At 54.4% G+C, this 13,010-nt stretch carries 13 protein-coding genes; 5 read left to right on the forward strand and 8 right to left on the reverse strand.

Features of this window, described 5'->3' with window-relative positions:
* Nucleotides 1–5: 5 nt before the first annotated feature.
* Genes fliI through fliF form a run of 4 tightly spaced genes read right to left on the reverse strand, consistent with a single transcriptional unit; the run spans nt 6 to nt 4,746 of the window.
* Entirely contained in the window at nt 6–1,376 is a 1,371-nt protein-coding gene (gene fliI / locus F0319_RS06925; protein ID WP_023336182.1) for a flagellar protein export ATPase FliI, read from the reverse strand.
* A complete protein-coding gene (gene fliH / locus F0319_RS06930) occupies nt 1,376–2,083 on the reverse strand; it encodes a flagellar assembly protein FliH (protein ID WP_111964865.1) in 708 nt (235 codons plus the stop codon). The genes fliI and fliH overlap by 1 nt, the downstream gene beginning before the upstream one ends.
* On the reverse strand, nt 2,076–3,074 hold the full coding sequence (gene fliG / locus F0319_RS06935; RefSeq protein ID WP_023312301.1) for a flagellar motor switch protein FliG: 999 nt from the start codon (nt 3,072–3,074) through the stop codon (nt 2,076–2,078). The genes fliH and fliG overlap by 8 nt, the downstream gene beginning before the upstream one ends.
* Entirely contained in the window at nt 3,067–4,746 is a 1,680-nt protein-coding gene (fliF, locus tag F0319_RS06940; protein ID WP_149366557.1) for a flagellar basal-body MS-ring/collar protein FliF, read from the reverse strand. The genes fliG and fliF overlap by 8 nt, the downstream gene beginning before the upstream one ends.
* A 228-nt stretch (nt 4,747–4,974) precedes the next feature.
* Here fliF and fliE point away from each other — a divergent pair, with 228 nt between their 5' ends.
* On the forward strand, nt 4,975–5,289 hold the full coding sequence (gene fliE, locus F0319_RS06945; protein WP_008500329.1) for a flagellar hook-basal body complex protein FliE: 315 nt from the start codon (nt 4,975–4,977) through the stop codon (nt 5,287–5,289).
* Between the two features lie 74 nt (nt 5,290–5,363).
* Nucleotides 5,364–5,777: a lipoprotein YedD gene (yedD, locus tag F0319_RS06950; RefSeq protein WP_039263781.1), complete on the forward strand. Its 414-nt coding sequence runs from the start codon at nt 5,364–5,366 to the stop codon at nt 5,775–5,777.
* 102 nt (nt 5,778–5,879) lie between these two features.
* Here yedD and amyA read toward each other — a convergent pair whose 3' ends face one another.
* From amyA to fliD, 4 genes are read right to left on the reverse strand one after another with little or no spacing between them, the layout of a single operon-like run.
* Nucleotides 5,880–7,367 (reverse strand): alpha-amylase, encoded by a 1,488-nt coding sequence (gene amyA, locus F0319_RS06955; RefSeq protein ID WP_111964881.1) that lies wholly within the window; start codon nt 7,365–7,367, stop codon nt 5,880–5,882.
* 52 nt (nt 7,368–7,419) lie between these two features.
* Entirely contained in the window at nt 7,420–7,794 is a 375-nt protein-coding gene (fliT, locus tag F0319_RS06960; RefSeq protein ID WP_033145899.1) for a flagella biosynthesis regulatory protein FliT, read from the reverse strand.
* 5 nt (nt 7,795–7,799) lie between these two features.
* Complete coding sequence (gene fliS, locus F0319_RS06965) at nt 7,800–8,204, reverse strand: flagellar export chaperone FliS (RefSeq protein WP_033145898.1); 405 nt, start codon at nt 8,202–8,204, stop codon at nt 7,800–7,802.
* 21 nt (nt 8,205–8,225) lie between these two features.
* Nucleotides 8,226–9,650, reverse strand: coding sequence for a flagellar filament capping protein FliD (gene fliD / locus F0319_RS06970; protein ID WP_127731510.1), 1,425 nt, complete (start codon nt 9,648–9,650; stop codon nt 8,226–8,228).
* Nucleotides 9,651–10,051: 401 nt separating this feature from the next.
* Here fliD and F0319_RS06975 point away from each other — a divergent pair, with 401 nt between their 5' ends.
* From F0319_RS06975 to F0319_RS06985, 3 genes are all read left to right on the forward strand, one after another.
* Complete coding sequence (locus F0319_RS06975) at nt 10,052–10,876, forward strand: flagellin N-terminal helical domain-containing protein (protein WP_045354265.1); 825 nt, start codon at nt 10,052–10,054, stop codon at nt 10,874–10,876.
* A 62-nt stretch (nt 10,877–10,938) separates the two neighbouring features.
* Nucleotides 10,939–12,144 carry a flagellin lysine-N-methylase gene (fliB, locus tag F0319_RS06980; protein WP_149366558.1) on the forward strand — a complete coding sequence of 402 codons (1,206 nt, stop codon included), beginning with the start codon at nt 10,939–10,941 and terminating at the stop codon, nt 12,142–12,144.
* A gap of 129 nt (nt 12,145–12,273) precedes the next feature.
* Entirely contained in the window at nt 12,274–12,993 is a 720-nt protein-coding gene (locus tag F0319_RS06985) for an RNA polymerase sigma factor FliA (RefSeq protein ID WP_008500338.1), read from the forward strand.
* Nucleotides 12,994–13,010 lie beyond the last annotated feature (17 nt).

Raw genomic sequence — 13,010 nt, forward strand, 5'->3', positions numbered from 1 at the left:
CTGTGTTACACCTGCGGGAAAATCAGCTCCAGTGCCTGAATTGAATCTTCCCAGTCGGCGCGTTCAAAAATGCCTTGTTGCAAAAATGCTTCCAGCTGCGGCCACAGGCTAATCGCCTTGTCGAGCATAGGGTCGCTGCCTTTGGCATACGCCCCCACGCTGACCAGATCGCGGTTGCGCTGGAAGCTGGAAAGCAGTTGTTTGAAGTTACGCACGCGAGCGTAGTGCTTCTCGGTTATCAGCGCCGTCATTGCGCGGCTGATAGACGCTTCAATATCAATGGCCGGATAGTGCCCGGCTTCGGCCAGACGACGCGACAGCACAATGTGACCGTCAAGAATTGCGCGCGCGGAGTCGGCAATCGGGTCCTGCTGGTCATCGCCTTCCGTCAGAACCGTGTAGAACGCGGTGATGGAGCCGCCGCCGCTGATGCCGTTCCCCGCGCGTTCCACCAGCGCAGGAAGTTTGGCGAAGACCGAAGGCGGGTAGCCTTTGGTTGCCGGTGGCTCACCGATGGCCAGCGCGATTTCACGCTGCGCCATCGCGTAACGGGTCAGGGAATCCATGATCAGCAGCACGTGCTTGCCGCGGTCACGAAAATCTTCAGCGATGCGGGTGGCATACGCGGCACCCTGCATGCGCAGCAGCGGCGACACGTCTGCCGGTGCGGCGATCACCACCGAGCGGGCGCGGCCTTCCGCACCCAGAATGTTTTCAATAAAGTCTTTTACTTCACGACCACGTTCGCCGATCAGCCCCACGACGATCACATCGGCCTGGGTATAGCGCGCCATCATGCCGAGCAGAACGGATTTACCCACGCCAGACCCGGCGAACAGGCCCATACGTTGTCCACGACCCACGGTGAGCAGGGCGTTAATCGGGCGCACGCCGGTGTCAAGCACATGCTCGATAGGGGTACGCTGCAGGGGGTTGAACGGCTGGGTGATTAGCGCACCGGTTTCGGTGGTGTCGGGGGAGGGCAGGCCGTCGAGCGGTTTACCGCTGCCGTCCAGCACGCGGCCCAGCAGGGCAGGGCCAAGCGGCAGCTGTTTCCCACTTTGCAGCCCATCGCCAGAAATGTTTTTGGCATAGACGCGCGCGCCGGGCAGAATGCCTTCCACCTCTTCAAGCGGCATCAGGAACAGGCGCTGGCCGTTAAACCCAACCACTTCGCTTTCAACTTCGCGCGTTTCCAGACCGTCCTGACGCTCAATCACGCAGGTCGCGCCCAGCGGCAGCTGCAGGCCGGTGGCTTCGAGAACCAGCCCGGTGGCGCGCGTGAGTCGTCCATAACGACGAACAGATGGCAGTTGCGCCATCTTCGTCTCAAAGTTGTCGAGCGTGGTGAGCCAGCGGGTGAGGCGAGCGGTCATCAGACGACTCCCGGTGCCGCCAGGCGGCACAGTTCCTGCCAGCGGGTAGCAACGCTGGCATCCAGGTCGCCTTCATCGGCAGAGACTTTGCAGCCGCCATGATGTAACGACGGGTCGCCGCGCAGACGCCAGCCGTGCAGGTTTAGCGTCGCGCCCAGGCTCTCTTCAACGCGCTGCAGATCGTCCGGATGGACGCGCAGCTGAGGTTTCCCGCTGAACAGCGGCTCCTGCTGAAGCAGACCCTGAATTTGTTTGATAAGTGCGGTGTTATCCACCACGGGCGTCTGGCCGATCACCTGACGCGCGGCTTCCAGCGCCATCTGCATCAGTCGCGAGGCAATCACGCTGTCCAGCGCGTCAAGAGTGTGCTGGAACTCGCTGACCAGCTGCTGCATGCGGGCATGGATCGGCGCCTGCTGCTGGCGCGCCTGATCGATACCGTGCTCTAACCCTTTCGCCAGACCTTCCTGATATCCCTGCTCGTGGCCTTTCTGCCGGCCTTCGTTCAGACCGGCATTGTAACCCTGCTCGTGCGCCTGCATTTGCAGCTGAGCCAGCATTTGAGCTTGCTGCTCTTCTTCGCTCAGCTCGGGCTGCTCGACGTCCGGGTCAAGCTCCTCGGTCGGTATCACGGCTGGCGTGAACTCGGAGAGGGGAGGAGCCAGATCGTCCGGCGTCCAGCGTTTCCACGGCAGCTCATTAGACATAGGTGTCGTCTCCGCTGCCAATCACCATCTCGCCGGTTTCCGCCAGACGACGAACAATAAGCAGAATGGCTTTCTGTTCGTTTTCCACCTGAGAAAGACGAACCGGGCCGCGGTTGGCAAGGTCGTCGCGCAGGATATCGGCCGCGCGCTGAGACATGTTGCGCAGGAACTTCTCGCGCAGCGGCTGCTCGGCGCCTTTGAGGGCGATAAGCAGCGACTCGGAATCCACTTCCTGGAGCAGGCGCTGGATGCTGCGATCGTCCACTTCGACGAGGTTTTCGAACAGGAACATCTCGTCGATGATTTTCTGTGCCAGCTCGCCGTCGAATTCGCGAACCGCCGTAATGACGGCCTCTTCCTGCTGCGTTTTCATCAGGTTGATGATTTCCGCCGCCGTTCTCACGCCGCCCATTTTGCTGCGCTTGAGGTTCTGACCGTCGAGCAGGTTGTTCAGCACCTCGGTCAGCTCCGCCAGCGCGGCCGGCTGGACGCCGCCGAAGGTGGCGATACGCAGCATCACATCGTGACGCAGACGCTCTTCGAACAGCGCCAGAATATCGGCCGCCTGACCACGTTTGAGGTGGACAAGGATGGTGGCGATAATCTGTGGGTGCTCGTCGCGAATAAGGTCGGCGGCACTCTGCGGTTCCATAAAGTTGAGCGTTTCGATACCGCTGGCGGTATCGCGGGTTTCCAGAATGTCTTCCAGCAGGCTGGAGGCACGCTCTTCGCCCAGCGCCTTGACCAGCACGGAACGGAGGTAGTCGTTGGCGTTGATGTTCAGCGCGGCAAACTGTTCGGCTTCCTGTTCAAACTCTGCCAGCACTTCAGTCAGCTGCTTGTTGGAGATCTGACGCACGTTGGCCATGGCCGCACTGAGAATTTGCACTTCTCGCTGGGAGAGGTGTTTAAACACCTCTGCCGCGCGATCTTCGCCAATGGTCATCAGCAGGATGACGCTTTTATCGGTGCCCGTAAGCGTATTACTCATGTTCGTTACCCATCCACTGGCGGATGACCAGCGCCACGACGCGCGGATCGTTATCTGACATTTCGCGAATGCGCTGGCTCATAACCTCAGCGCCCATGCGCTGGTTAGCACGACGCTGCTGCATCTGTTCATCTTTGCTGAGGCGCACTTCAACCGCTTCTTCCGTTTCCTGACGCGCATTCATCTGCTCGCGAGCCGCTTTTTCGGCTTCAGCACGGCGCTGGAGCTGCGGACGAACGCCCTTACGCCACAGCAGCCACGCGACAATCAGCACCAGCAGCCAGCGTCCTGCGGACATCAGCTGATCGATAAACGCCTGCTGTTGCCAGAACGGCAGTTCGCCGCCGGTCTCATCAACCGAGTTGAACGGTGAGTTCACCACGTTGAGGGTATCGCCGCGCTTCTCGGAGTAACCCATCGCTTCACGGGTCAGGTTTTCAATCTGCTTCATCTGCTCGGCGGTCAACGGCAACGGTTTGCCATCCGCCAGCGTTTTGTAGTTCACCACTACCGCAACGGAAAGACGCTGAATATCGCCCACGTTCAGTTTAGTGTGGCGAATCGTTCTATCCACTTCGTAGTTCGTGGTTTCATTACGGCTGGTGTTTCGTGGGCCGCTGTTATTCGTCGTAGAGGTGGTCTGCTGGTTAGTCTGCTGACCGTTCTGCTGATTGGCCGGCGGCGTAGAGATCGGCGCCGCGTTAGCCGGGGCAGGCTGGTTAGACAGCGCGCCCGGCACGCCGCCCGGGTTTGCACCGCCAATCTGTTCGCTGGTGTTGATCTGGCGCGAACGCATCACCGCCTGAGCCGCATCGCCGTTCGGGCTGTACTGTTCTTCAGTTTGTTCTTTATTCGCGAAGTCGATCTGCGCGGTAACCTGCGCGTGCACGTTGCTGTTGCCCACTACCGGGCCCAGGATCGCTTCGATACGACGCTGGAGACGGCTTTCGACATCGGCGGCATATTTCAGCTGTGCGTCATTCAGATCGCGACCGGCGGTATTGGATTGCGTCAGCAGGTGACCGCTCTGGTCAACCAGCGTCACGTTACCCGGCGGCAGACCGGCCACGGCGCTGGAGACGAGGTGCGTCACCGCGCTGATTTGCCCTTCGTCCAGCGCGCGGCCGGGTTCGAGGTTCACGGTAACGGAAGCCGAAGGTGATTTCTGTTCGCGGACAAATAAGGAAGGCTTAGGCATCGCCAGATGCACACGGGCACTCTTCACCGGGCCTAATGTTTCAATGGTGCGGGCCAGTTCACCTTCCAGCGCACGCTGGTAGTTCACCTGCTCGCTGAACTGGCTGATACCGAATTTTTCCTGATCCAGCAGTTCAAAGCCTACCGCGCCGCCTTTCGGCAGGCCCTGCTGAGCCAGACGCAGACGCAGTTCATGCACCTTATCTGCCGGTACCTCAAGCGCACCGCCATTATCGGCAAAGCGATAAGGGATGTTCATCTGGGTAAGCTGGGTGACGATGGCGCCGCCATCCTGATCGGAAAGATTGCTGTAGAGCGTCCGGTAATCAGGGCTTTTCGCCCACAGGACCATCGCTACAAGGATCGCAATTGCGGCAGCGCCTGCCACGATCAACGGGATTTTAGGATTCGCGCGAAGGCGGTTCATCCACTCGAGTGATTTATTCTGCGGCGCTGTCGATGCTGTTGCACTCATTGCGCACCTCTTAAATCCTGGTGGTTTACGTTATTCGTGTAGAGAAACAAAACTGACTCCCGGGTCGGCAAACACGACAAAAGTTCCATATTGATGGCCCTGCCATTATTTGATGATTCGTGATTTTCTATGCGTCAAATAACCTGGTTTTTTCATGCTATTTACCGCCATTATCTTATTGACAAGCTGTTAGTCTTGACCGCGTAAAAAACCATCCAGGGGAGAGTCATGGCTATACAGGGCATTGAAGGGGTAATCAGTCAGCTGCAGGCAACGGCAATGACGGCCCGTAATCAGAATGTGGCAGATCAGCAGCCGAGCATCAGCTTCGCAGGGCAGCTGCATGCCGCTCTTGACCGTATCAGTGATACCCAGACCGCAGCGCGCACTCAGGCCGAGAAGTTCACCCTCGGCGAGCCGGGCGTAGCGTTGAATGATGTGATGACCGATTTGCAAAAAGCCTCGGTTTCCCTGCAGATGGGGATCCAGGTGCGTAATAAGCTGGTGTCGGCCTATCAGGAAGTGATGGGGATGCAGGTTTAAGACCTGTCGATCTCCGCTGGCAGCCGCAGCGCTTTAATGCCACAATATTTTTTTCTTCGAATGCAGGAAAGATGATGAAAAAAATAGCAATTGCTGGCGCGCTGCTGGCACTGACCGGGTGCGTTCAGGTCGATAATTATAAAGACGTGATCAAGCACCCTGTCCCGGCGCACCTGGCGGGATACTGGCAGTCGAAAGGGCCGCAGAGCAACATGGTCAGTCCGAAGGCGATTGCCACGCTGGTGGTGACGGAGGAGGGCGATACGCTGGACTGCCGTCAGTGGCAGCGCGTGATTGCCGTGCCGGGTAAAATCATGCTGCGTTCAGACAGTTATTACAACGTGACGCGTAAGCTGGATATCTATCCGCTGGAGCGCGATGGCTCGACGCTTGAGTACGACGGGCTGGAGCTGCAGAAGGTCGATCGCCCAACGGTTGAGTGTGCCGATTACCTGAGCAAGAATCCGCTGGAGAGTAAACTGCCCTAAGGGTAAAAGCAAAACGGCAACCTCGTTGCCGTTTTTGGTTTTTACGCCCTCTCCCTGTGGGAGAGGAACGGGGTGAGGGCATCAGGCCGCACGTTTCCCGTTCTACAGCGCTTCCTCTATTACCCACACGCTCACGCTTCCGCCTTTGCATGTAAACGTCCCTTCGCCATCCGCCGCCGTGGTGATGGTTTCTTCGCGATTGCCGAGAAAATCCCGCCACGTTTTGTTGCCGTAGTTTTCCCCAAGACAAATCACTTTTTCACCGTCGTCCCCGTTCGACATCACCACCACGCAGCCGGGATCGTCTTCCGTACCGCTGCGGCTGAAGGCGATGCAGTTTGGATGGTCGAAAAACAGCGTTTGCACGCCGTGGGCAAAACGCTGGCGCGCGAGAATCAGCTCGTGAAGCTGCTCAATGACCGGCATATCAATATGGTACGTTTCACCGTCACCTCCCGCGTCGTCATAGCTGGCGCCGAAGAGATCCGGATAAAAGACGCTCGGCACGCCATTTTCCCGCAGCAGGATCAGCGCGTAAGCCAGTGGCTTAAACCAGGCTTCGACCGGCGCTTCCAGCGCCTGCAAAGGCTGGGTGTCATGGTTCGCGACGAGGGTGACCGCATGAAACGGATCGGCTTCCACCAGGGTACCGGTGAAGATTTGGCTCATGTCGTAATCCCGGCCCTGACGTGACGCCTCGTGGAATTTCATCTGCAGGGGGGCATCAAACAGCATGGTTTTGCCTTCGACCTGGTCAATATAGGCCTGAAGTTTATCCACCTCATGGGACCAGTACTCCGCCACGATAAACAGCGGCTGGTCGGCAACTTCCTGGACGTGCTCAATCCACTCTTTGTAGAACCAGGCGGGAATATGCTTGACGGCGTCCAGACGAAAACCGTCGCAGCCCGTCTGTTCCATGACCCAGCGGGCCCAGTATTTGATCTCCTCGGTCACGGCGTGATTGCGAAAGTCGATATTTTCGCCCATCAGATAATCGAAGTTACCCATCTCATCATCAACCTGATCGTTCCAGCCTTCGCCGGTGTAGTCGTTGACGATTTTAAAGATGCCGTCCTCATCGGGGTTTTCAATATGGTCGACGCCGCTGAAGCATTTGTAGTCCCAGATAAACTGTGAATACTGCCCGGCGCGGGCAGGGAAGGTGTAGCGGGTCCAGGCTTCGCACTCGATGACCTCGTCATCAATTTGCGTGCGGTCCTGCTCGTTCACGCGCTGAACGCGCACGGGCTCTTTTTCATCGGCGCCCATTTTGTGGTTGACCACCACGTCCAGCAGCACGGCAATGTCGTTGCTCTTGAGGGCATCAATGGCTTCCAGCAGCTGTGCTTTGTCGCCATATTTCGTGGCGATACTGCCTTTCTGGTCAAACTCGCCAAGATCGAACAGGTCATAGGTGTCATAGCCGACAGAATACCCGCCGGATGCCCCTTTACAGGCGGGCGGCAGCCAGATCATGTTGATGCCGATTTCGTTAAGATTGGGAGCTAACGCCGTGACCTCTCGCCACAATTCACCGCCAGCAGGGTAGTACCAGTGAAAACATTGTAACAGGGTGGGGTTTTTCATCATCCTTGCTCCAGAAGCCAGTTGGCAGACTTCTGGAGTATGGATGAAGAAATCATAGTTGTGTGTCGCGGGTCAAACTTTCTGGGTAAAGAATATTCCCGGACAGCTTTCCATAGGTAGACGTGATGGATTGCTGTTTACCGGTTTGATCAATCAGATTACGCAGTTCGTCCATCCGGACTTTCAGCAGAGCCTTTAGCGCATTCTCATTTTCAAGGATCATTTCCAGCAGCGCACGCGCTTGCTCAACCTGAGCCGGAGGGCATGACATGATGGGTGTTTGCGAAATTTTTTCCACCAGTTGAACGTAATGCATTTCCTGCTCGATAAGCGCATCCCATTGACCAGAATGTGCGAGATTGAGCATAGCAATGCTCTGAGCATGTAACGCCTGCCAGTGGCTAAGCGCTGCGCTGGGATTATTCATCAAAATTATCCTGAAATAGAGGACGCATTGGGGCCGATTTGCTTCCACGCATCCGCAATGTTGTTTAATAAACCCTCGACTTCAACAATTGCGTCTACGTCGTTACTGACATTCGCCAGCAACAAACGTCGAACCATATATTCGTACAAGGAGGCAAGATTACCGGACAACTCGCTCTCAACCTCCATGTTCAGTCCTGCTTTTAAACCGTTGTCGATGATGTTGATGGCTTTCGTTAACGCTTCGCCTTTCTCACGAATTTGTCCGGCTTCCATGAACAAACGCGCGCGAACAAGGGCGCTATGCGCCCCGTCGAATAACATGACAATCAGCTGGTGTGGACTGGCATTCATGACTGCGCTTTCGACTCCTATCTGCTGATAGGATTGAACACCAGAGGTCTTATACATATCCACTCCTGAAGGCTACGACTACTTTTGTGAGAACTGTTGGGTCAGGTAGTTGGCTGTACTGGTCATTTTGGTGACTAATACGTCCAGACTGGTGAACTGGGTTTTGTAACGTGCCATGGTGGCATCAATAGTGGCTTCCATAGCATCGTAACGCTCACCCAGCGTTTTTAGCGTTTTGTTGATCCCGTCTTTCGCGTTCTGGATCACCCCGGCGCTGCCGGTACTGGTGCTGAGCATGGTGGTCAGCGTGTTGTTCATCTGGGTGGCCATACCGGTTTTCTTTCCGTCACCGACAAAATACTGCTGTACGGCGTTCGGGTTATCGGTCAGCGCTTTTTTCAGCTTATCGGTATCGACTTTCAGGTTACCGACGGTACCGTCAGAACCTTTTACCGGGTCCTGGGTAATTCCCAGCTGGGCCATGATCTGTACCGAGCCGCTCTGCACTTCGGTCAGCAGACCGCGCAGCTGAGACTGGATCCCGCGCACGTTCGCATCACCAACAAGTGCCCCGTTGCTAGCTGACTGGCTGCCGGAGCCAGCATCAACCGGAACATATTTCGTCAGGCTGTTAATGGTGGACTGCAGCGAGTTATACGCCGTGACCCAGTCCGTGATCGCTTTCTGGTTAGCATCCGTTGCGCGAGTCACCTCTAATGTTTCATCTGCCTTGCTTTCTGCTTTCAGCGAGAAAGTCACGCCGGGCAGGGCATCGGTAATGGTATTCGACTGGCGCTCGATGGAGATGTTGTTCACTACCACAATCGCGTTCTGCGCGTCGGTGTTCACCGTCAGCGCGCCCGTTTTGGTGGTTGAGTCGTAGCCAATGGCGCTTTGCAGCTTGGCGTCGCCAGTGACGCTTACCGTCATCGCACCATCCGTACCGGTGGTTTTAGATGACAGCATCAGGCGGTAATCACCGTCTTTCGCTTTAATGACGCTGGCGGTGACGTTGCCGTTCGCTTTATTAATGGCGCTCGCGATCCCGGCCAGAGACGTATCGCCATCCGCCAGGGTGACCTCTAAAGGCGTTTTCGTGCCCGGCTGGGTGATGGTGATTTTACGCGTTGTACCTGTCGTATCGCCCAGCAGATCAGTGTTGTTTGCATAGGAGCCGGTAGTGAGTGCCTGTGCCTTGGCAACCTGGTTGACGTTTACAACAAAGGAACCGACAGATGCGTCAGCCGTTGTCGTGGCGGTAAAGGCCGTATTGGTACTGCTAACGGACGTTGAGTTCCAGGTGGTTGCTTTACCCAGCGCAGCGGTCGCGGTCTGCAGCGATGTCATGGCGCTCTGCAGCTTGCCGTAAGCGCTTAACTGCGCGTTATACGTTGATTGCTGGGAAGTAATCGTCGTCAGCTTGGTTCTTTCTGCTGCATCCAACTGATTATATAAATCCCCGAGTCCTGCAGAACCTATCCCGAGGTTACTGATAGTAGCCATGCATATTTTCCTTAAAATACGAAAGTAGTTCAGGACTCTTATCGGCCTCTCAACGTAAAAGTTTACGATGGTGAGAAAAAAATAATCCAAAGAATAGACGCGTCCTGGCGGGGTAAATGAAAGGATTGCACTTTAGGATCATTATCTGCGCTTTGAAAACACGAATAAGTGTGTGCCTTTTTAGTCATCTCTTTGCGCGTTAAAAAAGCATAAATAATAACGCTCTGTTGGACCTTAATTGATTTTTTAAAAATAAATCTGTTAATAATCAGCTGGTTGTAATTTTTTCAAAATTGATTCTAAAGTCTTTTGGGGACCCGTCGATAACCTTGTTGACGGTGAGAGACGCTGTGAGTGTTAGGCACCGGACCTAAAACCCAATTTTTGAAGGAAAGAAAATTATGGCAGTTATCAATACTAACCTGTTGTCCCTGACCACTCAGAACAACCTGAACAAATCTCAGTCTTCTCTGGGCACTGCTATCGAGCGTCTGTCTTCCGGTCTGCGTATTAACAGCGCGAAAGACGATGCTGCTGGCCAGGCGATTGCAAACCGCATGACCTCCCAGATCAAGGGGATGAATCAGGCAGCACGTAACGCCAACGACGGTATCTCCATGGCGCAGACTGCTGAAGGCTCTCTGAACGAAATCAACAACAACCTGCAGCGCGTTCGTGAACTGGCTGTTCAGGCAACAAACGGCACCAACAGCGCCTCTGACCTGGCTTCTCTGCAGGATGAAGTTACCGCACGTCTGGCTGAAATCAACCGTGTTGCAAGCAAAACTGACTTCAACGGCATCAAACTGTTGGATGGCACTGCTGGTACAGCTGGTGTGGTTAAAATTCAGGTTGGTGTAAACGATGGTGACACTATCAACTTGGATCTGACTACTGCGAAAGCTGACACGGCCACTCTTGGTGTTGCAGCTATCGACCTGAAAAACTTGGCTGGTACTGAGTTGAAAACTATCGACGATGCTATCGCTAAAGTTGATACCGCTCGTTCCGGTCTGGGTGCTGTGCAGAACCGCTTCACTTCTGCAATCAACAACCTGAACAACACCTCTAACAACCTGTCTGCTGCTCAGTCCCGTATCCAGGACGCTGACTACGCAACTGAAGTTTCCAACATGTCTCGCGCGCAGATCCTGCAGCAGGCTGGTACTTCTGTTCTGTCTCAGGCAAACCAGGTTCCACAGACCGTTCTGTCTCTGCTGCGTTAATTTTACGCACGAAACCCCGCTTCGGCGGGGTTTTTTTATCTCTGCTATTTGAGAATCCGCCTGTGAAACAAATCAGTGTCACTCAACCAAAGCTGGTCGCAGATTTTTCATGTGTCGGTGGGGAATGCCGTGAACATTGTTGTCAGGGCTGGACCATCGCGTTTGATAAATCCTCCGTTAATCGCTATCTGAACAGTAAAAATGCCGCCATTCGTCAGACCGCAAAAACGGCGATAAAAGTCACCAAAAAAAACTATGACCACTGGGGTGAAGTGATTTTCCATACGGAAAGTAAAAACTGCCCGTTTATGGATACGGAAAAACTCTGTTCTGTTCATGGCGCCATGGGCGTCCAGGCCTTAAGCCCAACCTGTTCGACATTTCCACGGACAAGCCGGGTCTATAAAAATGAAATCGAAAAATCGCTGAACCTCTCGTGTCCGGAAGTGACCCGACTTCTGTTGAACGATCGGGAGTCTATGTCGATGATGGAATCGGTTATTGTCCAGCAGGACGTCAATAACGCGCCAATGATTGATTTGAAGGCCAAGGTCATCAATCTCTTCTGCCAGAATATATTCAGCGTTGAAGGTGTTAGCGTTGAAGAACAGGTTTACGCCATGGTGAAATTCCTCATGGTGGCTGAAAAGCTCGATAATCTCGAAGAGAATATCGGCACGCTCGAAACGGTCTATTTCTCGCTGGTTAACGAGCTGGTGAGCGGTAAAATCAAGACGGAGCTTGGCGGGTTTAATCAGAACTACAGCCTGAAATTCGCGCTAATTTCGCTCATCCAGAGCTATTTTACGAAGAAAGCGACAGCCCGCGGCGGTGCGGTATTAAATCGTTATTTTACCCAGCTTTATCAACAGTTTGAGTCTACTGGTGACACCGTTCCGGCAGAGAAGGTCATGGAAAACATCGAGTCCGTCTGGCGCGATGTGGCAAGCGGTTACCTGGCGACCAATGACCATTTATTTAAGAACTTTTTTAAATACAAACTCTGGGAGCAGGCCTTTCCGCAGAACAATGGCCGCAGCATGTTGAATAACCTTTATTTAATCGTCGCGGAGTTCTATTTCCTTAAAACGTTACTTGCCGGTCAGGCACTCGTGGCGGGAAAAATTGAACAAGATAATATCATTGATGTTATTTACAGCTTCCACTCCCTTAGCCAGCATAATCAGGAAGCGGGAAAGCTCTTTCATCAACATATAGATAGCGTCAAACTCGGCGACGATCTTTCATTGTTACAACTGTTAATTTAGGCAGAAAAGTTGCCCCTGTTGTGGGCAACCTCAGAATAACCTCACTTTATCCCCCTTTTTCATCCAATTGAACGCCCTGCAGAATCGGATAATCATGCCGATAACTCAACTAACGCAGGGCTGTTTATCGTGAATTCACTCTATACCGCTGAAGGTGTAATGGATAAACACTCGCTGTGGCAGCGTTATGTCCCGCTGGTGCGTCACGAAGCATTGCGCCTCCAGGTGCGCTTGCCGGCGAGCGTGGAACTCGACGATCTGCTACAGGCGGGCGGTATCGGGTTATTGAATGCAGTTGACCGATACGACGCTCTGCAAGGAACGGCATTTACGACTTACGCAGTTCAGCGTATTCGTGGTGCGATGCTGGATGAGCTGCGCAGCCGTGACTGGGTGCCGCGCAGTGTTCGCCGCAACGCACGCGAAGTGGCGCATGCGATGGGGCAGCTGGAACAGGAACTGGGACGCAACGCAACGGAAACCGAAGTGGCGGATCGTCTTGGCATTGCTGTTGAAGAGTATCGTCAGATGTTGCTCGATACCAATAATAGCCAACTCTTCTCTTATGATGAGTGGCGCGAAGAGCATGGCGATAGCATCGAGCTGGTGACGGACGAGCACCAGCAGGAGAACCCGTTACACCATTTAATGGAAGGGAATTTACGCCAGCGCGTCATGGAAGCTATTGAAGCTCTGCCTGAACGCGAACAGCTGGTATTGACCCTTTATTACCAGGAAGAGCTTAACCTCAAAGAGATTGGCGCTGTTCTGGAGGTGGGAGAGTCGCGGGTGAGCCAGCTGCACAGCCAGGCCATTAAACGCTTACGAACCAAGCTGGGTAAGTTATAGGTGATTGATTCACCTTA

This window comes from Enterobacter vonholyi (assembly GCF_008364555.1).
Taxonomy (GTDB): Bacteria; Pseudomonadota; Gammaproteobacteria; order Enterobacterales; family Enterobacteriaceae; genus Enterobacter; species Enterobacter vonholyi.